This is a genomic window from Streptomyces sp. NPDC090499, from assembly GCF_044769305.1.
Classification (GTDB): domain Bacteria; phylum Actinomycetota; class Actinomycetes; order Streptomycetales; family Streptomycetaceae; genus Streptomyces.
The window spans coordinates 221,031-242,542 of record NZ_JBIVXP010000001.1 but is presented as its reverse complement, the minus strand read 5'-3'; the positions used below and the strand labels follow the sequence as shown (position 1 = coordinate 242,542).

At 71.5% G+C, this 21,512-nt stretch carries 21 protein-coding genes; 11 read left to right on the top strand and 10 right to left on the bottom strand.

Features of this window, described 5'->3' with window-relative positions:
• Nucleotides 1–54: 54 nt before the first annotated feature.
• Both ACIQVL_RS01140 and ACIQVL_RS01135 read right to left on the bottom strand, forming a co-directional pair.
• Entirely contained in the window at nucleotides 55–513 is a 459-nt protein-coding gene (locus tag ACIQVL_RS01140) for a hypothetical protein (RefSeq protein ID WP_403435114.1), read from the bottom strand.
• Complete coding sequence (locus ACIQVL_RS01135) at nucleotides 510–1,214, bottom strand: ATP-binding protein (RefSeq protein ID WP_403435115.1); 705 nt, start codon at nucleotides 1,212–1,214, stop codon at nucleotides 510–512. The genes ACIQVL_RS01140 and ACIQVL_RS01135 overlap by 4 nt, the downstream gene beginning before the upstream one ends.
• 400 nt (nucleotides 1,215–1,614) lie before the next feature.
• Here ACIQVL_RS01135 and ACIQVL_RS01130 point away from each other — a divergent pair, with 400 nt between their 5' ends.
• The 3 genes from ACIQVL_RS01130 (at nucleotide 1,615) to ACIQVL_RS01120 (ending at nucleotide 3,664) form a co-directional block, all read left to right on the top strand.
• The gene (locus tag ACIQVL_RS01130; RefSeq protein ID WP_403435117.1) at nucleotides 1,615–2,475 is read left to right on the top strand and encodes a helix-turn-helix domain-containing protein; all 861 of its coding nucleotides are present in this window, start codon (nucleotides 1,615–1,617) and stop codon (nucleotides 2,473–2,475) included.
• On the top strand, nucleotides 2,476–2,751 hold the full coding sequence (locus tag ACIQVL_RS01125; RefSeq protein ID WP_089100964.1) for a DUF397 domain-containing protein: 276 nt from the start codon (nucleotides 2,476–2,478) through the stop codon (nucleotides 2,749–2,751).
• Between the two features lie 130 nt (nucleotides 2,752–2,881).
• Nucleotides 2,882–3,664 carry an SAM-dependent methyltransferase gene (locus tag ACIQVL_RS01120; protein WP_403435119.1) on the top strand — a complete coding sequence of 261 codons (783 nt, stop codon included), beginning with the start codon at nucleotides 2,882–2,884 and terminating at the stop codon, nucleotides 3,662–3,664.
• A 49-nt stretch (nucleotides 3,665–3,713) separates the two neighbouring features.
• Here ACIQVL_RS01120 and ACIQVL_RS01115 read toward each other — a convergent pair whose 3' ends face one another.
• From ACIQVL_RS01115 to ACIQVL_RS01105, 3 genes are all read right to left on the bottom strand, one after another.
• On the bottom strand, nucleotides 3,714–5,201 hold the full coding sequence (locus ACIQVL_RS01115) for a glutamate synthase subunit beta (protein WP_403473943.1): 1,488 nt from the start codon (nucleotides 5,199–5,201) through the stop codon (nucleotides 3,714–3,716).
• Between the two features lie 232 nt (nucleotides 5,202–5,433).
• Nucleotides 5,434–5,913 (bottom strand): DUF1772 domain-containing protein, encoded by a 480-nt coding sequence (locus tag ACIQVL_RS01110; RefSeq protein WP_403435490.1) that lies wholly within the window; start codon nucleotides 5,911–5,913, stop codon nucleotides 5,434–5,436.
• A gap of 192 nt (nucleotides 5,914–6,105) precedes the next feature.
• Complete coding sequence (locus ACIQVL_RS01105) at nucleotides 6,106–6,807, bottom strand: DUF2293 domain-containing protein (RefSeq protein ID WP_403435123.1); 702 nt, start codon at nucleotides 6,805–6,807, stop codon at nucleotides 6,106–6,108.
• Nucleotides 6,808–7,014: 207 nt separating this feature from the next.
• Between ACIQVL_RS01105 and ACIQVL_RS01100 the strand changes: the two genes are divergently transcribed.
• Complete coding sequence (locus ACIQVL_RS01100; RefSeq protein ID WP_403473942.1) at nucleotides 7,015–7,647, top strand: uridine kinase; 633 nt, start codon at nucleotides 7,015–7,017, stop codon at nucleotides 7,645–7,647.
• A gap of 91 nt (nucleotides 7,648–7,738) precedes the next feature.
• Here the strand turns inward: ACIQVL_RS01100 and ACIQVL_RS01095 are convergent, their stop codons facing one another.
• Nucleotides 7,739–8,866 (bottom strand): magnesium and cobalt transport protein CorA, encoded by a 1,128-nt coding sequence (locus ACIQVL_RS01095; RefSeq protein ID WP_403435126.1) that lies wholly within the window; start codon nucleotides 8,864–8,866, stop codon nucleotides 7,739–7,741.
• 250 nt (nucleotides 8,867–9,116) lie between these two features.
• On the opposite strand from ACIQVL_RS01095, the gene ACIQVL_RS01090 reads away from it, so the two are divergent.
• Nucleotides 9,117–9,911, top strand: coding sequence for a methyltransferase domain-containing protein (locus ACIQVL_RS01090; RefSeq protein WP_403473941.1), 795 nt, complete (start codon nucleotides 9,117–9,119; stop codon nucleotides 9,909–9,911).
• Between the two features lie 34 nt (nucleotides 9,912–9,945).
• On the opposite strand, the gene ACIQVL_RS01085 is transcribed toward ACIQVL_RS01090, so the two are convergent.
• Nucleotides 9,946–10,866 (bottom strand): carbohydrate kinase family protein, encoded by a 921-nt coding sequence (locus ACIQVL_RS01085; RefSeq protein WP_403473940.1) that lies wholly within the window; start codon nucleotides 10,864–10,866, stop codon nucleotides 9,946–9,948.
• A gap of 68 nt (nucleotides 10,867–10,934) precedes the next feature.
• Nucleotides 10,935–11,843 carry a pseudouridine-5'-phosphate glycosidase gene (locus tag ACIQVL_RS01080; protein WP_403473939.1) on the bottom strand — a complete coding sequence of 303 codons (909 nt, stop codon included), beginning with the start codon at nucleotides 11,841–11,843 and terminating at the stop codon, nucleotides 10,935–10,937.
• 97 nt (nucleotides 11,844–11,940) lie between these two features.
• Here ACIQVL_RS01080 and ACIQVL_RS01075 point away from each other — a divergent pair, with 97 nt between their 5' ends.
• Nucleotides 11,941–12,369: a VOC family protein gene (locus ACIQVL_RS01075; protein WP_403473938.1), complete on the top strand. Its 429-nt coding sequence runs from the start codon at nucleotides 11,941–11,943 to the stop codon at nucleotides 12,367–12,369.
• A gap of 46 nt (nucleotides 12,370–12,415) precedes the next feature.
• Here ACIQVL_RS01075 and ACIQVL_RS01070 read toward each other — a convergent pair whose 3' ends face one another.
• Nucleotides 12,416–12,970: a methylated-DNA--[protein]-cysteine S-methyltransferase gene (locus tag ACIQVL_RS01070; protein WP_403473937.1), complete on the bottom strand. Its 555-nt coding sequence runs from the start codon at nucleotides 12,968–12,970 to the stop codon at nucleotides 12,416–12,418.
• A gap of 51 nt (nucleotides 12,971–13,021) precedes the next feature.
• Nucleotides 13,022–13,891 (bottom strand): glycerophosphodiester phosphodiesterase, encoded by an 870-nt coding sequence (locus ACIQVL_RS01065; RefSeq protein WP_403473936.1) that lies wholly within the window; start codon nucleotides 13,889–13,891, stop codon nucleotides 13,022–13,024.
• Nucleotides 13,892–14,168: 277 nt separating this feature from the next.
• On the opposite strand from ACIQVL_RS01065, the gene ACIQVL_RS01060 reads away from it, so the two are divergent.
• From ACIQVL_RS01060 to ACIQVL_RS01040, 5 genes are all read left to right on the top strand, one after another.
• Nucleotides 14,169–15,035, top strand: coding sequence for an MHYT domain-containing protein (locus ACIQVL_RS01060; RefSeq protein ID WP_403435139.1), 867 nt, complete (start codon nucleotides 14,169–14,171; stop codon nucleotides 15,033–15,035).
• A 40-nt stretch (nucleotides 15,036–15,075) separates the two neighbouring features.
• On the top strand, nucleotides 15,076–17,223 hold the full coding sequence (gene uvrB, locus ACIQVL_RS01055) for an excinuclease ABC subunit UvrB (RefSeq protein WP_403473935.1): 2,148 nt from the start codon (nucleotides 15,076–15,078) through the stop codon (nucleotides 17,221–17,223).
• 157 nt (nucleotides 17,224–17,380) lie between these two features.
• A complete protein-coding gene (locus ACIQVL_RS01050) occupies nucleotides 17,381–17,959 on the top strand; it encodes a TerD family protein (protein WP_089100950.1) in 579 nt (192 codons plus the stop codon).
• A gap of 220 nt (nucleotides 17,960–18,179) precedes the next feature.
• Complete coding sequence (locus tag ACIQVL_RS01045) at nucleotides 18,180–20,192, top strand: TerD family protein (protein WP_403473934.1); 2,013 nt, start codon at nucleotides 18,180–18,182, stop codon at nucleotides 20,190–20,192.
• Nucleotides 20,193–20,414: 222 nt separating this feature from the next.
• On the top strand, nucleotides 20,415–21,416 hold the full coding sequence (locus ACIQVL_RS01040) for a TerC/Alx family metal homeostasis membrane protein (protein WP_403473933.1): 1,002 nt from the start codon (nucleotides 20,415–20,417) through the stop codon (nucleotides 21,414–21,416).
• Nucleotides 21,417–21,512: the final 96 nt, after the last annotated feature.

Below are 21,512 nucleotides of genomic sequence, written 5' to 3'. Positions count from 1 at the left end.
GGCACGGAGTCGCTGGGGAGTCGCGCCGGAACTGTCGGCCGGGGCCGTGCGGTGTCACGCGCTCAGGGGGCGGGACCACTCCGGTGTCGTGCCGGTCACCCGGCACAGCGCGAGGTACAGCGGGATCGGCGGGGTGTAGGGCACCGTGCCCTCGGGGCGGTGGATCAGGCGGGCGGTGCCGGGAAGGAGGGAGCCCGGGCCGTAGTGGGCCGGGGCGGGCCAGGTGAGAGCGTCGTCGGAGTCCGTCGGGACGATCCACCACCAGCGGGTGCCGTCGGCGTACACGCATCCCACCCGCGGCAGCCGCGGTACCACCAGCGGCCCGAGCCGTGCCGGTACCGCCACCGCGTCGCAGCCCAGCGGAGCCGTCATGCCCTCGGGCACCGGGAACGACCCGCCGGGCACGGGGAACGACCCGTCGGCACCACCCGCGGGCGACGGCCGCCGGTCCCGCTTCAGGCGGATCAGCGTGTCGAGTCCCAGGGAATGGCCGGAGCCGGACGCGCCGTTCACGGCTGCCTCCGCCGGGGCGCCGGCAGTGCCTCGGCCCGTCCTGCCGCGCCGGAGTCCGGCGACGGCCGGGGCGCCGGCGTGTGCGCCGGTTCGTGGGGCGAGCCGTGCGACGGACCCGGCGCGGGGCGCGCGCCCCAGCCCAGGTCGTTGCATGGCTCCACGGTGTTCCGGGCGGCGTCGGTCAGGCGCGGCAGCTCCGCCCAGACCAGCAGCCCGGACCCGTGCTCCTGAGCCCCCCAGGCCTGGCACAGCGCCTCGACGAGGAGCAACCCCCTCCCGTGCTCCTCCTCCGGGCGCTGCGGGGACGGGTGGGGCTCGTCGGGCGCACAGCCCTCGTCCTGCACGGCGATGCGCACCGTGTCGTCGTGGTCGTGCAACTCGCACACGACGCGCGTGCTCGCGGTGTGCACGATCGCGTTGGTGACCAGCTCGGATATGACCAGGGCGGCGGTGTCACAGGTGTCCGCGCAGACCGACCAGCCGGTCAGCCGGGCACGCACCAGGCGTCTCGCCTGGGCGGGGGAACCCGGATGAGCGGCCAGTTCGAACCGGAACCGGCGGCCGGCAGCGTCCTCACCCGGGCCGGCTGCCTCCTCCACGGTCGAACGAGTTCGCACGGGAGGACCCCCATCAGCGCCGAGACCGAACCGGTCTGCGGCGGCGTCTGTTCCTAAGGGCGCGGACGGAATCACGCTTGCCACTATCTCCCCGCCGTGAACACTTGGCAAGTGTCACTCTGAAAAATGCAGAGTGCTGTGTGACGCGGCGAAGGGCCGTGGCACACTGCTCGCAACAGCATGTCGAGCGGCGCCAGTTGGGATCAGTGAGGATCCGACGGACCGATCCGGCCAATGCGATCGATGCGACCGAACAGGATGTTCCGGCTGTTCCGGCCAATTCGGTCCTATTGGTTATTTCGGTCATCCTGTCAGATCTTCGAATGAGTCTTCGAATGGCGCCGCTGGGCTGTCAGCATGCCGGGTGACACCTGTATGTGCGTGACCGCGTGTGTGCGTGGTGTGTGCGTGACCGTGTAGGTGTGTGACGTCCGGGGTGCCGGCCAGACCGGCCCGGGAACAGGGAACTTCGTGGAGGTGGAGCGTGAGCGAGCCGCGGTCCGCGCCGACGGTGGGCCAGGTGGTCCTCGGTCGGCGCCTCCTCGACCTGCGGGAACGCGCGGGGCTCAAGCGTGAGGAGGCCGCCCGTGTGCTCCGCGTGGCGCCCGCCACGGTCCGCCGGATGGAGATGGCCGAGGTCGGCCTCAAGATCCCGTACCTCCAACTGCTCCTGAAGGCCTACGGGGTGACCGACGACGAGGCCGACCTCTTCGTCCGCCTCGCCGAGGAGGCCAACCGGCCCGGCTGGTGGCAGCGGTTCCACGACATCCTGCCGAGCTGGTTCTCCATGTACGTCAGCCTGGAGGGCGCGGCCAGCCTGATCCGCTCCTACGAGCCGCACTTCGTGCCCGGCCTGCTGCAGACCGAGGACTACGCGCGCGGGGTGCTCAGGTCGGGCGCCGTCGGCCAGACCGAGCCGGAGGAGATCGAACGCCACGTCGCCCTGCGCATGCAACGCCAGCAACTGCTCACCCGTGAAGAGGCGCCGCGCTTCTGGGCGGTGATGGACGAGACCGCCCTGCGCCGCCCGGTCGGCGGTCCGGAGGTGATGCGCGCACAGATCGACCGACTGCTCGACATCACGAAGCTGCCCAATGTGACGCTCCAGGTCGCCCCGTTCTCCAGCGGGCCGCACCCGGGGACGTACGGGCCCTTCGTGCTGTTCCGATTCGCCATGCCCGAACTGCCGGACATGGTCTACAGCGAGTACCTGACCGGCGCCGTCTACCTTGACGCGCGCACCGAGGTGGCGACCCACCTCGAAGTCATGGACCGCATGGCGGCGCAGGCCGCTACGGCACAACGCACGAAGGAGATCCTCCGGGATCTCCGCAAGGAGCTGTGAATGGATCGCATAAAGCCCCAGTCCGGGCCGCGGAACCGCACCGAGCGGATCTACAACGGCATGCCTGCCCGCGAACTGGGCAGCGAGGGCTGGCACAAGCCGTGGAGCGGCGGCAACGGGGGCAACTGCCTGGAGGCGATGAAGCTGGCCGACGGCCGGATCGCCGTCCGTCAGTCGACCGACCCGGACGGGCCGGCGCTGATCTACACCACGGACGAGATGACGGCCTTCATCGAGGGCGCCAAGGCGGGGGAGGCCGACTTCCTGCTCTCCTGAACGGTTCTGTCTCCTTCTGCCTGCTTTCCCCTTCTCTCTTCTCTTTGTTCTTGTTCAAGTTCTTTGTGATGGTGCTGAGTAATGGTGCTGAATTGATCATCGTCCGCGTCAGACGTTTACGGAGTGCCTCGTGATCGACACCAGCAAGCCGCATCCGGCGCGCATGTACGACTGGTATCTCGGCGGCAAGGACAACTACCCCGTCGACGAGGAGATGGGCCGGCAGATGCTCGCCCTCGATCCCCGGGTACCGGTCATGGCGCGGGTCAACCGCGCCTTCATGCACCGCGCCACCCGGTGGCTGGCCGAGCACGGTGTACGGCAGTTCCTGGACATCGGCACGGGCATCCCGACCGAGCCCAACCTGCACCAGATCGCCCAGGGCATCGCGCCCGACGCCCGGGTGGTCTACTGCGACAACGACCCGATCGTGCTCGCCCACGCGGCGGCCCTGCTGCGCGGCACGGCCGAGGGTGCCACGGAGTACCTCCAGGCCGACGTGCGCGACCCGGCGGCGATCGTCGCCGGCGCGCGGGCGGTCCTGGATCTCGACCGCCCGGTCGCGCTGTCGCTCGTCGCCCTGCTCCACTTCGTCCCGGACGAGGACGGGGCGCACGAACTGGTCGGCCGGCTGCTGTCCGAACTGCCGTCCGGCAGCTACCTGATGATGACCCACGCCACCGCCGACTTCACCCCGGAGGAGTCGGCGGCGGCGATCGCGAAACTCAGGGCGGCCGGGGTCACGCTGGCGCTGCGCTCCCGCGCCGAGTTCGGCCGCTTCTTCGACGGCCTCGAACTCGTCGAACCGGGTGTGTCGGTCGTCCACCACTGGCACCCGGAACTGGGCGAGCCGGTACCGGGACAGGACGACGGGGTGATCCCGGGCTACGGGGCGGTGGCGCGCAAGCCGTAGGCCCTTCGGGACACGGGCGTCACAGCCAGGCCCACATCCGCCTCGGCACCTACACCGCCATCGGCCGGTCGTACGGGGATATCGGCGACGGCAGTTGCGAACTCCCGGTCAGGTAATGGTCGACGGCCGCCGCCACCGCCCGCCCCTCGGCGATCGCCCACACGATCAGGGACTGCCCGCGAGCCGCGTCCCCGGCGGCGAACACGCCCGGTACGTTCGTGGCGAAGCCCGCGTCCCGGGAGATGGTGCCGCGCGGCTCCGTCGCCACCCCCAGCTGGTCGATGAGCCCGTCCTCCCGGTCGGGCCCGGAGAAACCGAGCGCCAGCAGCACCAGGTCGGCCGGGAGCGTCCGCCCGGTCCCCGGCACCGGCAGCCGCGACTCGTCCACCTCCACCAGATGCAGCGACCGCACGTGCCCGCCGTCGTCGCCCGTGAAACGGAGCGTCGACGCCGCGAACAACCGGGCGTCCGCGTCCGCCGAGGGCGCCGTCTCCAGGTCCCGCGCCTCCTCGTGCGCCGCCGACAGCCGGTAGATCTTCGGATACGTCGGCCACGGCTCGACGTCCTCGTCCCGCTCCGCGCCCGGCTGCGCGTAGATGTCCAGCTGGGTCACCGACGCGGCCCGCTCCCGCAACGCCGTCCCCAGACAGTCCGCCCCCGTGTCACCCCCGCCCACGATCACCACATGCTTCCCGGCCGCCGACATCGGCGACTCGGCCAGATCTCCCTCGCACACCCGGTTGGACAGCGGCAGATACTCCATCGCCTGGTGTATTCCGTCCAACTCGCGACCCGGCACCGAAAGTTCCCGCCACGCCGTCGCCCCGGTCGCGATCACCACCGCGTCGTACCGGGCCCGCAGCTCCGCCGCCCGCAGGTCCCGCCCGACCGCCACCGACGTACGGAACTTCGTCCCCTCGGCCCGCATCTGGCCCAGCCGCCGCTCCAGATGGCGCTTCTCCATCTTGAACTCCGGGATGCCGTACCGCATCAGCCCGCCGAGCCGGTCGTCCTTCTCGTACACGGCGACCGTGTGCCCGGCCCGGGTCAGCTGCTGCGCCGCCGCGAGCCCCGTCGGCCCCGACCCGATCACCGCCACGGTCCGCCCGGACAGCCGCTCCGGCGGCCGCGGTGAGGCGAACCCCTCCGTCCAGGCACGGTCCGCGATGGCGCACTCGACGTTCTTGATCGTGACAGCGGGCTGGTTGATCGCGAGCACGCACCCTGCCTCGCACGGCGCCGGGCACAACCGTCCGGTGAACTCCGGGAAGTTGTTCGTGGCGTGCAGCCGGTCGCTCGCCGCCCGCCAGTCCTCCCGCGACACCAGGTCGTTCCACTCGGGGATGAGGTTGCCCAGCGGACACGCGTCGTGGCAGAACGGCACCCCGCAGTCCATGCAGCGGTCCGCCTGCTTGCTGATGATCGGCAGCAGCGCGCCGGGGACGTACACCTCGTCCCAGTCCCGGACCCGCTCCTCGACGGGCCGCCGCGGCCACTCCTCGCGCGGCGTGGTCATGAACCCCTTGGGATCGGCCATGGTCGTCTTCCTCGCGTGCGGTACCCCAGGCCGTGCGTCATCGGGCGGCGCTCTTTCGGCCACGATACGTCCCCTCGGGTATGCCCGCAGAGTGGCCGAGAGCGCTTTCTGGCGGGGTTTCCTCAGCGGGGAGCCAGCCGGCTGCCAGGCCGGCGCCAGGCGGGATCCAGCCCGTGTCCAGCCCCTGTCCAGCAGGTGTCCAGGCGGGGACCGATGTGCTTCCACGGCACCCTCAGGACAGGGCCAGTACATAGACGACCGCCGCCGCGGCCGCCGCGACCGTGCGCACGTGGTTCCAGAACGTCCACTCACGCACGTACACCGGCCAGTAGGAGACGGCCTCCGGGGCGCCCGGCTCCAGCTTGGCCAGCGCCTCGTTCCGCGGCACGTTCGCCATCACGGTCAGCCCGAAGGAACCGAACAGATACAGCCCGCTGCCCAGCAGCAGCGCCACCTTCCCGTCGTCCGGCCACACCACGAACGTCACCACCGCGATCATCGCGCACACCACCGCCGACCCCGCGAACACAAGCATGAACACCGGGGTCAGGGCCGCCCGGTTGATCGCGTTCATCGCGGCGACCCCCTGCGCCGGCGGCAACGAGGCCAGCCCCCGCATCACGAAGGTCGAGAACCCGCAGAACACCCCCGCCACCAGTCCGGCCCCCAGCACCCCCAACAGGACCAGCACGTAATACGGCCCGTCGATCACGACCACCACACCCACTCTCGCCCCTGGACGCCTGCGCCTCTCGGATCAATGCCCACGGGCCACCCCTCCCCATGACTGTGAAGCCCGTCCACATACACATCCGGCCAGATTCACCCCCCTCGCCGTCACCGCTCCTGCCCGCCACCGCGGCCCGGCCTCTGCCCGCCACCGCGGCCGCGTCCCAGCCCGCCGTCACCCGGTCAGGCGGATCGTCACCCCGGCCTCCCACTCCCGCAGCACCGCCTCCACCGTCCGCGCGATCCGCCGCCGCGCCTCGTACCGCGGCACCCCGCTCATCAGCAGTTGGTCGTACGGCGTGTCCACGTGCCGCACCCCTGCCACCACCGCAGAGACCACCGCTCCCTCCGTCAGCGCCCGCCCGGCAGCGGTCCGCCCGACCCGCCCGCTGCCCCGCACCGACGCGTGCGCCGCGATCGCCCTGGCCCGTTCCACCGGGCAGCCCGGGAACAGGCGCAGGATCTCCGCCGCGAACGCCTCCGTGAACCGCACGTCCTCGGCCGCCCGCCGCTTCGCGTCCCGCGCCCGGCGCCGCCGCCGTGCCTCGGCGTCGGCCAGGCACCGCGCCTCGGCGCGGGCCAGCGCGGCCTCCTCGACCAGGACGCCCTGCCGCTCGTACCGGCTCCTGCGCCGGTTGAACCGGACCACCACCGCCGACAGCGTGCTCTCCTCCCGGGACCGCCGGGTCAGTGCCGTGTCGCCCCGGGGCAGGAACACCAGGTGCCCGAGATCGGTGCACTCGAGGCACCGCGGCACCCCGTCCTCCACCACCAGCAGCGGCAACGGCCCTCGCCGGCACGCCGCACACCGCTTGTGCCGAAGCGGCTGCACGACCAGAAGTCCACTGTGGTGAGGGGGAGTTGCGAGGCGTGTCATATGCGGTACTTTCCCCTCCCCGGGGGCTGATCTCACGTCGTTCGCGCCCTCCCTCCCTGCCGAGCGGGCGGTGGCGGCCTCCGCACGCCCGGCTCGCGGCCTGTCACGTTCACCGTCCGCGCTGTCCGTCCCCGCTGTCCGGCCGCGCTGCCCGGCCCGGGAACCACCCGCGGCGTGCCCGAACGGCCGACCCGGCATCATGATCCTGTGCGACTCGAAGCGATCACCTGGGACCGGCTCGCCGAGCGTCTCGCCGAGCGGCTGGCCGAACTGAAGCCCGCCGACGGGAGTGCCTGGCCACGCGTCGCCTTCGACGGCGCCCCGGCCGCCCGGCCCGGAGACCTGGCGGAGCGTGTCGGTGAGGCGCTGCGCGTACGGGGCCGGCCGTCGCTCGTCGTGGGCACCGAGGGCTTCCTGCGCCCCGCCTCGCTGCGCCTGGAGCACGGCCGGCGCGACGCGGAGTCGTACTACGGCGGCTGGTTCGACACCAACGCCCTGTGGCGGGAGGTCTTCGGCCCTCTCGACCCCGGCGGGACCGGTCGCGTCCTGCCCGATCTGTGGGACCCGGCCACCGACCGCGCCACCCGCAGCCCCTATGTCCCACTCCCGGCCGGCGGCCTCCTGCTGCTGCACGGACCGCTCCTGCTGCGGCACTGGTTCCCGTTCGACCTGACCGTCCACCTCCTCCTGACTCCCGGCGCCCTGCGCCGCCGTACCCCCGAGGCCGACCACTGGACCCTCCCCGCGTTCGAGCGCTACGCGGCCGAGACCGACCCCGCCGGCACGGCCGACGTCCTGGTCCGCGCCGACGACCCGCGGCACCCGGCGTGGAGCGGCTGAGCGGACCCGCGGCGGGACCGGATCGGGACCGCATGGCGACCGGATGGCGACCGGAGCGGGACCCTGCTCGGGGCCGGTGCGGCCGGGCGGCTCAGAGCCAGCCGTTGCGCCTGAAGCCGCGGTACAGCACCAGGCACGCCACGGATATGACGCCGATGACGAGCGGATAGCCGAACCGCCAGTGCAGCTCCGGCATGTGATCGAAGTTCATGCCGTACACACCGCACACCATCGTCGGCACGGCGATCACCGCGGCCCAGGCCGTGATCTTCCGCATGTCCTCGTTCTGCGCGACCGTCACCTGTGCCAGATGCGCCTGGAGGATCGAGTTGAGCAACTCGTCGAAGGCCGCGATCTGCTCCTTCGCCCGCATCAGGTGGTCTAGCACATCCCTGAAGTAGGCCTGTATCTCCGGGGAGATCGCCCGTATCGGCCGCGTGGTCAGCTCCTCCATCGGCCGGCCGAGCGGCACCACCGCCCGCTTCAGCTCCAGGAGTTCACGCTTCATCTGGTAGATCCGGCCCGGGTCGGCCCGCGCGCCGTTCTCCGCGAAGACTGCCGCCTCGACCTGGTCGATGTCGCCCTGCACCGCGTCCGTGACGCTCAGGTAGTCGTCGACCACGTGGTCCGCGATGGCGTGCAGCACCGCCGCCGGCCCCTTCGCGAGCTGGCTCGGCGTGGACTCCAGCTCCTCGCGCAGCGGCCCCAGCGAGCCGTGCCGGCCGTGCCGCACCGTGATCACGAAGTCCTCGCCGACGAACACCATGATCTCGCCGGTGTCGACCACCTCGCTGGTCGCGGTCAGCTTCTCGTGCTCTACGTAGCAGACCGTCTTGAACACCGCGAACAGCGTCTCGCCGTACCGCTCCACCTTCGGGCGCTGATGGGCCTCGACCGCGTCCTCCACGGCCAGCGGATGCAGGTCGAACAGCTCGGCGATGCCCGCGAACTCGCTGTCCGTCGGCTCGTGCAGCCCCAGCCAGACGAACCCGTCGCCCCGCTTGCGCACCCGCTCCACCGCGGAGTACAGATCGCTGCACTCCGGAACCCGCGCCCCGTCCTCGTACGTCACGCAGTTGACCACCGAGGAGCCCAGCGGGGACCGTGCGTGATGGTTCAGGTCGACGCGGGGCAGCCGCCGGGCCAGCCGCGCCACCCTGCGCAGGCCGCCGCTCCTGCCCAGCCCTGTGACCTTCCGCAGATTCCCTGCCATCGTCATCCGGATCTCCTTGCATGGATCCACTCGCGCAACGCTTCCCGCCCTGCCCGATCAGTCTGCCAGCCCGGTGTGAGACACGGGTAAGCCTGTGGGAACGGCGAGTTCCGGTTGGTTCCCGCCTGTGGACAACCGGATTCGCGACCCGTGTTGCCGAGCCGTGTTGCCGAGCCGCCTTCCCGAGCCGGATTCTCGACTCGCGTTCCAGGTCCTGTTCCCGAGCCGCGTGCCGGGCAACTGAAATCATCGCTTCATGACACAGGCCGACGGGTATCTCCTCGACAACCGCCAGAGCGAGGCCGGACAGCGCTTCGACGCCTTCGCGGACCTCTTCGACCCGACCACCTTCCGCCACCTCGACGCGTTCGGTCTCGGACCGGGCTGGCGCTGCTGGGAGGTCGGCGCCGGCGGCACCTCCGTGGTGTCCTGGCTGGCCGGGAAGGTCGGGCCGACGGGCCGGGTCGTCGCCACCGACATCGACACCTCTCTGCTCGCCACGGCCGCCCGCCCACCCGTCGAGGTCCGCACCCACGACGTCGGCGCCGAGGAGCCGCCGGGGGAGGGCTTCGACCTGGTGCACGCCCGGCTCGTCCTGGTCCATGTGCCGGACCGGGAACGGGCGTTGCGTTCCATGATCAAGGCCCTGCGCCCCGGCGGACGACTGCTGATCGAGGACGCCGACCCAGCCCTCCAGCCCCTCACCTGCCCCTACGAGTACGGCCCCGAACAGCAGCTCGCCAACCGCCTGCGCCAGGGCTTCCGCAGGCTCCTCGCCGAACGCGGCGCCGACCTGTCGTACGGCCGCAAGCTGCCGCGGCTGCTCCGCGAGGCCGGGCTGCACGACGTGGCGGCCGACGCCTACTTCCCCGTCGCCTCGCCCGCCTGCACCGCGCTGGAGACCGCCACCGTCCAGCAGATCCGGGGTCGGCTCGTCGCGGCGGGCCTCGCCACCGACGAGGACATCGACCAGCACCTGGCCAACGTGGCCACGGGCAGCATGGACCTCGCCACGGCCCCGATGATCTCCGCGTGGGGCCGCAAGGCGTAGGCCCGCCGCCCGTGGCGGGGGCGCGGTGCCTGCATCAGCCGCGGGCGGGCGGTCTCGCGCCCACGCGTTCCACCGCCCGCGCGCCCGCCCGGCAACCCTGCGCCGCCGCCTCCCGGGCGTCCGCGCCGGCGACCAGCGCGGCGAGGAACGCCCCGGTGAAGGCGTCACCGGCGCCCGTGGTGTCCCGGGGCGTCGCCGACGAGGCCGGGACACGTGCGAGGACGCCGCCCGCTCGGGCCACCAGCGCGCCGTCCGCCCCCGCCTTGGCCACCACCAGCGGCACCTGGCGGCTCAGCTTGGCCGCGGCGTCCGCCGGATCGGGCAGCCCCGTCAGCAGACAGGCCTCGTCCCGGCTCGGCAGCAGGACGTCGACCCCCTCGACGAGCGCCAGAAAGCGGTCCACGCCCAGTGCCACGAGGAACCCGGCCGACGCCGGGTCCAGGCTCACCGGCACGCCACGCGCGCGGGCCGCCGCCAGGGCCGTCGCCACCAGGGCCCGGCTCGTCTCGGAGAACAGCAGATAGCCGGAGAGGTGCAGCCGGGCCACCCCGTCGAGCAGCGCGTCCGACCAGTCGGCGGGCTCCAGCCGCAGGGACGCCCCGCTGTCGGTGAGGAAGGTCCGCTCGGCCGAGGCGCCGTTGTCGACCAGGCAGATCACCGTCCCTGTCGCGGCCTCGGGGTCCACCACGAGCCGGGGCCGCACCCCGGCGGCGGCCAGCTCCCGCTCGTGCCACCGTGCCGAGTCCGCACCCACCCGCCCCAGCAGCCGTACGTCCGCACAGCCCGCGTGCGCCGCCCAGCAGGCCACATTGGCGCCCGCCCCGCCCGGCAGGGTCCGGATCACGGCGGCCGTGTCCGTGCCGACCGCGAGCGGCCCCCGGTACCGCGCGACCACATCGGTGACGACGTCCCCGACGACCAGCAGCGCCCCGCCCGCCGCCTCCCCGCGCGGCATCGCCTCCCCACCGGGTGACGCCTCCCCATCGGGTGACGCTGCCCCGCCCGTCGCTGCCCGCTCGGTCGTCACCCCCTGGCCCACGCCGAGGCGATCCGCGCCGCCAGCCCGACATTGCCGCGCACCGCCGCCAGGTTGGCCTCCAGCGAGGCGCCGTCCGTGTGCCGGACCAGATAGTCGAGCAGGAACGGCGTGACCGCCTGGCCGGCGATCCCGTCCGCCTCGCACGCGTGCAGCGCGTCGGCGAGCACACGCGCGTGCAGCGCGGGGTCGAGCTGCTCCGCCTCCGGGACGGGGTTGGCGACGATCAGCGCCGAGTCCGCCGCGTCCAGCGCGTCCTGCGCCCGCATCACGTCTGCGACCTGCTCCGGGGTCCGCAGCGTCCAGTCGACCGGATGCCCGGAGTCGGACAGGTAGAAGCCGGGGAAGCGGTCCGTGCCGTAGCCCGCGACGGCCACACCCAGGGTCTCCAGACGCTGGAGGGTCGCCGGCACGTCGAGGATCGACTTCACGCCCGCGCACACCACCGTGATCCGGGTGCGTGCCAGCAGACCCAGGTCGGCGGACTCGTCCTGGGTCGCCGTCCACTCACGGTGCACCCCGCCGAGACCGCCCGTCGCGAACACCCGGAGGCCGGCCAGTGCCGCCAGCTGCGCCGTCGCCGACACGGTGGTCGCCCCGCTCGCCCCCGCGGCCACGGCGAGCGGCAGGTCGCGGTGGCCCAGCTTGCGGATCCCGTCCTCGTTGGCGATCCGCTCCAACTGGTCCTTGTCCAGACCGACATGAGGCCGCCCGTCCAGCACGGCGATGGTGGCGGGCACCGCGCCCGCACGCCGTACCGTGTCCTCCAGCTCCAGTGCCACCTGGAGGTTGCGCGGGCGCGGCAGCCCGTGCGCGATGATCGTGGACTCCAAGGCGACCACCGCGCGACCCGCGCCGAGCGCCTCCCTGACCTCTTCCGACACCACCAGCACCACGCCTGCCTCCTGTCCGTCGGTCTTCCCTCATCTCTGGCGGGGGCCGTACCCGGCTAAACGCTTGCGGCCTGTGGGGGACGCCACCAGCCTGGGCGGTATGACGAATCACCCGGTACGTCTGGACCATGTCGTCCTCTGGGTCGCCGACCCGGCCGCCGCGGCCGGCTTCTACGAGCGCATGCTCGGTCTGGAGCCGCTGCGGGTCGCCGAGTTCACCGCGGGAGAGGTGCCCTTCCCTTCGGTACGCGTCAACGAGGAGACCATCATCGACCTCGCGCCGCGCACCCTCGCCGAACGCATGCCGGCCCTTCCCGGCGCAGCCGGCAGCGCGGGCCACCCCGTCAACCACGTCTGTCTGTCCCTGCCGTCCGACGCCTTCGACGCCCTGCACGCCCGCCTCGCCGAGCACGCCGTACCCATGACCGGCATCGGACACGACTCCTTCGGCGCCCGCGGCACCGCCCCGCGCAACTTCTACTTCAGGGACCCCGACGGCAACGTCGTCGAGGCACGGCACTACGGCTGACCGCAACCGGCGGGGCGCCGCACGATCAGGGCCCGGTGGCCGCGCCTCAGAACAGCGGCTCGGGCAGCACGCCCTCCAGGGCGAGCAGCTTCCGCTTGGTCTCCAGACCGCCCCCGAACCCGCCGATCCCGCCGTCGCTCTCCACCACCCGGTGACAGGGCACGACGACCGGCAGCGGATTGGCGCCCATCGCCGCGCCGACCGCCTGCGCCCCGCCGGGCTGCCCGACGCGCCCCGCCAGGTCGCCGTACCCGACCACCGTGCCGTACGGGACACCGGCGGCCAGTTCGCGGAGCACCTGCCGGTTGAAGCCGGAGATCAGCGACCAGTCCAGCGGCAGGTCGAAGTCCTGCCGCCGGCCCGCGAAGTACGCCCGCAGCTGGGATATCGCCTCGGCGAGCACCGGCTCCGCGGGATCCTCGACGGGCTCGGCGCCCAGCCGGGCCGCCAGCCGCTCCAGCGTCCGCTCCCGCACCGCCTCGGTGGCGTGGAACACCACGTTGACCAGGCCGCTGCCGGTCACCGCGAGCAGCAGCGGACCGATGTCGGTGCCCACGACGGCCCACACCACCCGCTGCCCGTACTGCCCTTCGCTGTCCATGTCCCCCACCGTACGGCCCGCCACTGACAATGCCCGTCGCCCCGGCCCGGGTCAGCTCGCGCACAGCGCGGCCCGCACCACGTCCGGCTTGTTGGTGATGATCCCGTCCACGCCGTAGCCGACGGCCTTCCAGGTGGTGACCGCGTCGTTCACCGTCCAGGTGAAGACGCGCAGCGGCCGGCCGTGCGGCCCCTTGAGCGCGTGCACGTTCCGTACATAGCCGCCGGAGACCGAGTCCACCGAGGGGTTGATCAGGTCCACGAAGCCCGCGTAGCGCCGCAGGGACGCCACGGACGGTGTGCCGAGGTAGCCGGTCGTCACGGCGGGCCGGAGAGCGTGCACGGTGCGCAGGCTGTCCGCGCTGAAGCTCTGCACGACGAGCCGGTCCAGATGCCGGCGGTCCAGCCAGCCCTCGCTGCCCAGCAGCTTAAGGACCTGCTGCTCGATGCCGGGGTACAGCTCAGGGTTCTTGATCTCCAGGAGCAGCTTCTCGTGGTTGTGCTCGACCCGGCGCATGTACTGCGCAAGCGTCGGCACCCGCGTGCCCCGGTACGCGGGGGCGAACCAGCTGCCCGCGTCCAGCCGGGCGACCTCGGCCGCGGTGAAGTCCTTCACCTTCCAGGGCGCCCGGCCGGGGAAGACCTGTGCGACGTCGGTGGTGCGCCGAAGGCTGTCGTCGTGGATGACGACGAGCCGGCCGTCCCTGGTGCGCTGGACGTCGTTCTCGACCCAGGTGAAGCCCAGTGCGGCGGCCTTGTCGATGGCGGCCGGCGTGTTCTCGGGGGCGTAGGCGGAGGCGCCCCGGTGCGCGAGCACCGTGGGTTCGGCGGCGTCACCCGCCCGGGCGGCGGGGACGGGGCTCAGCAGGGCTGCCGTTCCCAGCAGCGCGGTGGCCGTGGCGGCGACTGCGCGCGCGTGCATGCGCACTCCTCACGTCGAGCGAATACGGACAGCACAAGAGTGACAGCAGGGAGTCAACAGCTCGCGGGTGCGGGACGACCACAGATCGGATGGAGTCGCCCAAGCCCGCTCACCGTTGCCGCACAACTGCGGCAAGGGCGTGTTTCTTTGCCGGAAAATCGTTCGACCATTCCGGTGCGGGTCATACTCTCTGCGTCAACCCTGACCGCTCGGGCGGTCCTGGGACGGGGGCGTATTGCACATATTCCGGGACGCAAAGGGTGAAGGGCAGCCGCGCATGCAAGGCACGGTCGACGGATTCAGTTACGGGGTCGTCACCCCGCTGGTGGCCTATCTGATGGCCTGCCTCGGTGGCGCCCTCGGGCTGCGCTGCACGACCCGGGCGATGCTGGTGGCTCACTCCTGGCGTCCCGCCTGGCTCGCCCTGGGCTCGGCGGCGATCGGTTCCGGCATATGGACCATGCACTTCGTCGCCATGATGGGGTTCAGCGTCAAGGAGACGCCGATCCACTACGACAAGCCCCTCACCTACGCGAGCCTCGGCCTCGCCATCGTCATGGTGGGCGTCGGGATCTTCATAGTCGGCTACCGGGGCGCCACCGGAACCGCGCTCTTCACGGGCGGCACGATCACCGGTCTGGGCATCGCCTCGATGCACTACCTGGGCATGGCCGGGCTGCGCCTCAACGGAACCCTGCAGTACAACACGGCCATGGTGGCCGCGTCGGTGGTGATAGGAGTCGTCGCCGCCACCTCGGCCCTGTGGGCGGCCGGGCAGGTCCGCGGCTTCCTGTGGAGCGTCGGCGCGAGCCTCGTCATGGGGCTCGCCGTCAGCGGCATGCACTACACCGGCATGGCCGCCCTCTCCGTCCACCTGCACAGCGCCGGCGTGACGTCCCCGGGTGACTCTCCCGCCTCGCTGCTCGCCCCCATGCTGATCGGCCCGCTGGCCTTCCTCTGCCTGGCCGCCGTCGTCGTGATCTTCGACCCGCTGATGGTCACGGGCAGGCCCGACCAGCTCCGCGTGGCGCACAAGCCGGGCGTCCCGGCCGACGAGATCACCCACCACCCGAGCCGCCGCCCGCAGCTCCGCGTCGGCCGCCAGCAGAGTCACCACAGCGCCCGCACACCGCAGAATCGCTGATCAGAACCGGTTGTCAGTGCGGGGTCGTACGGTGGAACCCATGCGGCCCGTTTCCCACATCGAACGCACGGTGGCGCCCTTCGAGGTCGTCAGCCCGTACCAGCCCAGCGGCGACCAGCCGGCGGCCATCGCCGACCTGGCCAGGCGCATCGAGGCCGGTGAAAAGGACGTCGTCCTCCTCGGCGCGACCGGCACCGGCAAGTCCGCCACCACCGCGTGGATGATCGAGAAGCTCCAGCGCCCCACCCTGGTGATGGCGCCGAACAAGACACTGGCCGCCCAGCTGGCCAACGAGTTCCGCGAGCTTCTCCCGAACAACGCGGTCGAATACTTCGTCTCGTACTACGACTACTACCAGCCCGAGGCGTACGTCCCGCAGTCGGACACCTACATCGAGAAGGACTCCTCGATCAACGAGGAGGTCGAGCGGCTGCGCCACTCCGCCACCAACTCGCTGCTCACGCGCCGCGACGTGATCGTGGTCGCCTCGGTCTCCTGCATCTACGGCCTCGGTACCCCGCAGGAGTACGTCGACCGCATGGTCCCGCTGCGGGTCGGCGACGAGATCGACCGCGACGACCTGCTGCGCCGCTTCGTGGACATCCAGTACACGCGCAACGACCTGGCGTTCGCCCGCGGCACCTTCCGCGTCCGCGGCGACACCATCGAGATCTTCCCGGTCTACGAGGAGCTCGCCGTCCGCATCGAGATGTTCGGCGACGAGATCGAGGCGCTGTCCACCCTGCACCCGCTCACCGGCGAGATCATCAGCGAAGACCGGCAGCTCTACGTCTTTCCGGCTTCCCACTACGTCGCGGGCCCCGAGCGCCTGGAGCGGGCCGTCAACGACATCGAGAAGGAGCTGGGGGAGCGCCTGGCCGAACTGGAGAAGCAGGGCAAGCTCCTGGAGGCCCAGCGGCTGCGCATGCGTACCACGTACGACATCGAGATGCTCCGCCAGATCGGCTCCTGCTCCGGTGTGGAGAACTACTCGATGCACTTCGACGGCCGCCTGCCCGGCTCCCCGCCGAACACCCTGCTCGACTACTTCCCGGACGACTTCCTCCTCGTCATCGACGAGTCGCATGTCACCGTGCCGCAGATCGGCGCCATGTACGAGGGCGACGCCTCCCGCAAGCGCACTCTGGTCGACCACGGCTTCCGGCTGCCCTCCGCGCTGGACAACCGCCCGCTGAAGTGGGAGGAGTTCCAGGAGCGGATCGGGCAGGCCGTGTATCTGTCGGCGACCCCCGGCGCGTACGAGCTCTCCCGCGGGGACGGCGTCGTCGAGCAGATCATCCGCCCCACCGGCCTCGTCGACCCCGAGGTCGTCGTCAAGCCCACCGAGGGCCAGATCGACGACCTGGTGCACGAGATCCGCAAGCGCACCGAGAAGGACGAGCGCGTCCTGGTCACCACGCTCACCAAGAAGATGGCCGAGGACCTCACCGACTACTTCCTGGAGCTCGGCATCCAGGTGCGCTACCTGCACAGCGACGTCGACACTCTGCGCCGCGTCGAGCTGCTGCGCGAGCTGCGCTCCGGCGAGTACGACGTCCTGGTCGGCATCAACCTTCTCCGGGAGGGCCTCGACCTGCCCGAGGTGTCCCTGGTGGCGATCCTCGACGCCGACAAGGAGGGCTTCCTGCGCTCGGGCACCTCGCTGATCCAGACCATCGGCCGTGCGGCGCGCAACGTCTCCGGCGAGGTCCACATGTACGCCGACAAGATCACCCCGGCGATGGAGAAGGCCATCGACGAGACCAACCGGCGCCGGGAGAAGCAGGTCGCGTACAACAAGGCCAACGGCATCGACCCGCAGCCGCTCCGGAAGAAGATCAACGACATCGTCGCCCAGATCGCCCGCGAAGAGGTCGACACCGAGCAACTGCTCGGCTCGGGCTATCGCAAGCTGAAGGACGGCAAGGGGGCCAAGGCTCCCGTTCCCTCCCTGGGCGACAAGGCGGCCAAGGGTGCGAAGGCAGGCAAGGCCGCCAAGGGCAAGGTCAGGGAAGCGGTGCCCACCGACCGCCCGGCTGCCGAACTCGCCGAGCAGATCGAGGAGATGACGGAGCGCATGCGTGCCGCCGCCGCCGATCTGCAGTTCGAGATCGCGGCCCGGCTGCGTGACGAGGTCTCCGAGATGAAGAAGGAACTGCGCCAGATGAGGGAGGCGGGCCTGGCCTGACCCCTGATCCGCCGTCGGGCCCCGGCAAGTACGCGAAGTGTTGCAAGACCGACACAAAGCGCGGGCCGGGGTTCGGCACTGTCAGCGGCGCTGCATAGGGTTTTGGTCAACCGCGGACTCCGCGGCAGCAGGGGACATCCGACGAGGGGAAACAGCCGTGACCGTCAACATGACCAAGGGTCAGGCCATCAGCCTGGAGAAGAAGGACGGCGGCTCCCTGAGTGCGGTCCGCATGGGTCTTGGTTGGAAGGCGGCGCCCCGCCGCGGGCTGTTCGGCTCGCGCACCCGGGAGATCGACCTGGACGCCTCGGCGGTGCTGTTCGCCGACAAGCAGCCCGTCGACGTCGTGTTCTTCCGGCACCTGGTGAGTGACGACGGCTCGGTCCGCCACACGGGCGACAACCTCGTCGGCGGCGCGGGCCAGGGCGGCGACGACGAGGCCATCCTCGTCGACCTCGCGCGCGTGCCGGTCCACGTCGACCAGATCATCTTCACCGTCAACTCCTTCACCGGCCAGACCTTCCAGGAGGTGCAGAACGCCTTCTGCCGGCTGGTCGACGAGACGACCGGCCAGGAACTCGCCCGCTACACGCTCGACGGCGGCGGCGAGTACACCGCCCAGATCATGGCGAAGGTGCACCGGTCGGGATCCGGCTGGACGCTGACGGCCCTGGGCGTCCCCGCCAAGGGCCGCACCTTCCAGGACCTGGTGCCTTCGATCCTGCCGATCCTCTGAGCGCTCCGCCGCAAAAGGGCGCGGGCCTGGTCCGCTGAGGCTGGGCAGTACCCCGAAGGAACGCCGGGGGCACCCCGCGGGCCGAAGACCGGGGGAGGAACGGCGCGACCAGCCACGACGGCGCCGCAGTCGTCCGACGGCATGTCGCCGCGCTTCCGGCGGAGCGCTCAGCACCGGCCCGACGGCACAAGAGGACACGACACACAGGGGGACGTGGGCGATGGCGGCCGAGCTGGTGCGCGGGCAGAACCACCCGCTCTCGCGGAACCGGATCGAGATCCGGATCTCGGCCGACGTGCCGGTCGTGGCCGGGGCCACCCTCGCGGACGAGAGCGGCCGGGTACGGGGCGCCGACGGGGTTGCCCATCCGGGCGCGCCCACCCTGCCAGGGATCGAGGTCTCCCGGCAGGCGGCCGCCGAACACCGGCTCGCCGTCGACCTCGACGCCATGCCCGCGGCCGTGCACCGGGTCAGCGTCCTGATCGCCCTGCCCGCCACACCGGGTGGTCCGCCCCGCTTCGGCGCGCTCGCCGCACCGCGTGCCGCGGTCACCGGCCTCGACGGCACCGAGGTCGCCGGCTACACCCTCACCGGCCTGGACGCCGAGTCGGCGGTCGTCGCCCTGGAGCTCTACCGCCGCCGGGACGCCTGGAAGATCCGCGCGGTGGGCCAGGGCTACGCGGAGGGCCTGACAGGGCTCCTCGCCGATCAGGGCCTGCCCGGAGCCGTCGAACTCGCCCGCGGGATCGAGGAGGCGGTGGCGCGCGGCCTGGCCCGCGCGGTCCCGGCCCGCACCGCGGACACCGACCGTTCCCGGCGTACGGCCGCCCCCGTCACCGGCCCGGACCTGCCGGGCACCGCTTCCGCAGCCGCGTCTCCCTACGGCGTCCAGCCACCCGGCGACACGGCCGGCCGACCTGCGGCCTCCGACGGGCCCGCCGAGTCGGAGCCGACGCCCGGCGACGCCGCCAGGCCCCCGGCTTCCGGCGGACCCGGTGCCCCGGCGGCCGCCACTTCCGCCGGGGGCCCCGTCGACTACACGCATCCGAAGCGCCGCCAGGCGTCCCGGCCCCCGGCCCCCGAGGCTTCGGCCCCGGCGGACGGACCTCCGCCGCCGGTCGCCGGTGACGCCGCCGGCTGGTCCATGGACGAGCGGCTCTACAACCAGGTCTGGGGCATGTTCGAGGACCTGGCGCGTTCCACCGCCGCCTGTCGCAGCGCTGTCGACTTCGCCGAGTCGCGCATGGAGAAGGAACTCGACCAGGTCCTGTCCGACCCGCGCAGCCGCCTGGGCTCGGCGGGCGACGCCGCACGTGAGGCGGCCCAGGCCCGGCACGCCCAGCTGGTCGACCAGGCACAGGCGGTGCTCGCCCGGGACCTCGCCCAGCTCACCGCCGAGTCCGAGGTCGTCGAGCCCGCGCTGCCACCTGCGTACGCACGCTGGGACAACCCGGTCTGGCACGGCTACCAGGTGCCGGCGGAGTCACCGATGGCCGTCCGGCTGGGTGACCTCCACCTTCCGGAGAGCGCCCCGCTGCGTATCCCGATGCTGGTCCGGCTGCCCCTGGAGCGGGGCCTGTGGATCGACAGCGGCGTGCCCGACGCGACCCCGTTCGAGGATGCGGGTGAGCTGCGGCACCTCGCCCTGCAGACGGCGGTGGCGCTCGCGGCCCGGCTGCTCGCCGTCCATCCGGCGGGGGAGTTCGGTGTGCAGGTCGTCGATCCGGCGGGTTCCGGTGCCTCCGCGTTCGCACCGCTGACCGGGGCCGGTGTGCTGGACGCGCCGCCCGCGATGGGCGCCGCAGGTGTGGCGGGTGTGCTGGGGCGGCTCACGGAGCGCGTCGACCTGGTGCAGATGGCGGTGCGCGGCGGTGCGTCCGACGCGCTCCCGCCCGGTCTGGACACCTCGCGGCAGCTGCTGGTCGTGCACGACTTCCCGCACGGCTTCGACGACCGGGCCGTCACGCAGCTGCGCTATCTCGCGGACGAGGGCCCTGACGTCGGCGTCCATCTCCTGCTGGTCGCCGATCGTGAGGACGCCGCCGCCTACGGCCCGTTGCTCGATCCGCTCTGGCGTTCACTGATGCGACTCACTCCGGTACCGGACGATCACCTGGCCGACCCGTGGGTGGGGCATGCCTGGACGTACGAGCCCGATCTCGTGCCGCCCGGCAGCCAGGTGCTCCAGCAGGTGCTCATCCGGGTCGCGACAGCCCGTACCAAGCGCATGTAAAGGATCCTGACCAGGAGACTTGGCCTTTCTTTTGCCAATCACTTTACCTTTCCTTGGTGATTGGGGTACTGTTTTCCGTACGGAGGGGAGTACTCCCTGTCTGCTGCGGCGTACCCGTCAATACGGATCCGGTCGGATCCCGGGGCGTCGGCCCGTCCCGGGTGGAAGAGACCTCCGGTAGCGCAACGCCGAATCTTTGCCGTTCACTAACCGGAGGCAACAGTGGATGTATCCGTGACCCTGTGGGTCCTCACCATCCTGGGGCTGGCCGCCCTGATCGCAGTCGACTTCTTCATCGGCCGCAAACCGCACGACGTGTCCGTCAAGGAAGCCGGAATCTGGACCGTCGTCTGGATCGCCCTCGCCGGACTCTTCGGCCTCGGCCTGCTCGTCTTCGGCGGCGGCCAGCCCGCCGGCGAGTTCTTCGCGGGCTTCATCACCGAGAAGTCGCTGAGCGTCGACAACCTCTTCGTCTTCGTCCTGATCATGGCGAAGTTCGCCGTGCCCTCGCAGTACCAGCAGCGGGTGCTGCTCGTCGGTGTCCTCATAGCCCTGGTGCTGCGGGCCGCCTTCATCGCCGCGGGCGCCGCGATCCTCGCCAGCTTCTCGTGGGTCTTCTACCTCTTCGGGGCCTTCCTCGTCTGGACCGCCTGGAAGCTGATCCAGGAGGCGCGGGCCGACCAGGAGGAAGAGGAGTTCGAGGAGAACAAGCTGCTCAAGGCCGCCGAGCGCAGGTTCGGCGTGGCCGACCGCTACCACGGCACCAAGCTGTGGATCCAGCAGAACGGCAAGCGGGTCATGACCCCGATGCTGGTCGTGATGCTTGCGATCGGTACGACCGACGTCCTGTTCGCGCTGGACTCCATCCCCGCGATCTTCGGCCTGACGCAGGACCCCTACATCGTCTTCACGGCCAACGCCTTCGCGCTGATGGGCCTGCGGCAGCTGTACTTCCTCATCGGCGGACTGCTGAAGAAGCTGGTCCACCTCTCCTACGGCCTGTCCATCATCCTCGGCTTCATCGGCGTCAAGCTGGTGCTGCACGCGCTCCACGAGTCCGGCGTCCACGTCCCGGAGATCAGCATCCCGGTCTCGCTCGGCGTGATCTGCGCGGTCCTGATCGTCACCACGATCACCAGCCTCAGGGCGTCCAGGAAGCAGGCGGCGGCCGAGGCGGCGCAGGCCGGGAGCGAAGGCGCTCCGAAGGACAGCATCGACGTCTGACCACGTCGGACGTAGGAACAACCACCCCGCGCAGCGGTGCGAAGCGCATTGCCGACCCATCGCCCCGGATGCTTCGTTGGGTGGCGGAACGTCCCC

What these genes read in the sequence shown, in the direction of transcription:
- ACIQVL_RS01125 (WP_089100964.1), top strand. Translation starts at nt 2,476, where the DNA reads ATGGATCGCATAAAGCCCCAGTCCGGGCCGCGGAACCGCACCGAGCGG.
- ACIQVL_RS01095 (WP_403435126.1), bottom strand. Translation starts at nt 8,866, where the DNA reads ATGACGATGGCAGGGAATCTGCGGAAGGTCACAGGGCTGGGCAGGAGC.
- ACIQVL_RS01090 (WP_403473941.1), top strand. Translation starts at nt 9,117, where the DNA reads ATGACACAGGCCGACGGGTATCTCCTCGACAACCGCCAGAGCGAGGCC.
- ACIQVL_RS01065 (WP_403473936.1), bottom strand. Translation starts at nt 13,891, where the DNA reads ATGCACGCGCGCGCAGTCGCCGCCACGGCCACCGCGCTGCTGGGAACG.
- ACIQVL_RS01085 (WP_403473940.1), bottom strand. Translation starts at nt 10,866, where the DNA reads ATGCCGCGCGGGGAGGCGGCGGGCGGGGCGCTGCTGGTCGTCGGGGAC.
- ACIQVL_RS01060 (WP_403435139.1), top strand. Translation starts at nt 14,169, where the DNA reads ATGCAAGGCACGGTCGACGGATTCAGTTACGGGGTCGTCACCCCGCTG.
- ACIQVL_RS01070 (WP_403473937.1), bottom strand. Translation starts at nt 12,970, where the DNA reads ATGGACAGCGAAGGGCAGTACGGGCAGCGGGTGGTGTGGGCCGTCGTG.
- ACIQVL_RS01045 (WP_403473934.1), top strand. Translation starts at nt 18,180, where the DNA reads ATGGCGGCCGAGCTGGTGCGCGGGCAGAACCACCCGCTCTCGCGGAAC.
- ACIQVL_RS01075 (WP_403473938.1), top strand. Translation starts at nt 11,941, where the DNA reads ATGACGAATCACCCGGTACGTCTGGACCATGTCGTCCTCTGGGTCGCC.
- ACIQVL_RS01105 (WP_403435123.1), bottom strand. Translation starts at nt 6,807, where the DNA reads ATGACACGCCTCGCAACTCCCCCTCACCACAGTGGACTTCTGGTCGTG.
- uvrB (WP_403473935.1), top strand. Translation starts at nt 15,076, where the DNA reads ATGCGGCCCGTTTCCCACATCGAACGCACGGTGGCGCCCTTCGAGGTC.
- ACIQVL_RS01115 (WP_403473943.1), bottom strand. Translation starts at nt 5,201, where the DNA reads ATGGCCGATCCCAAGGGGTTCATGACCACGCCGCGCGAGGAGTGGCCG.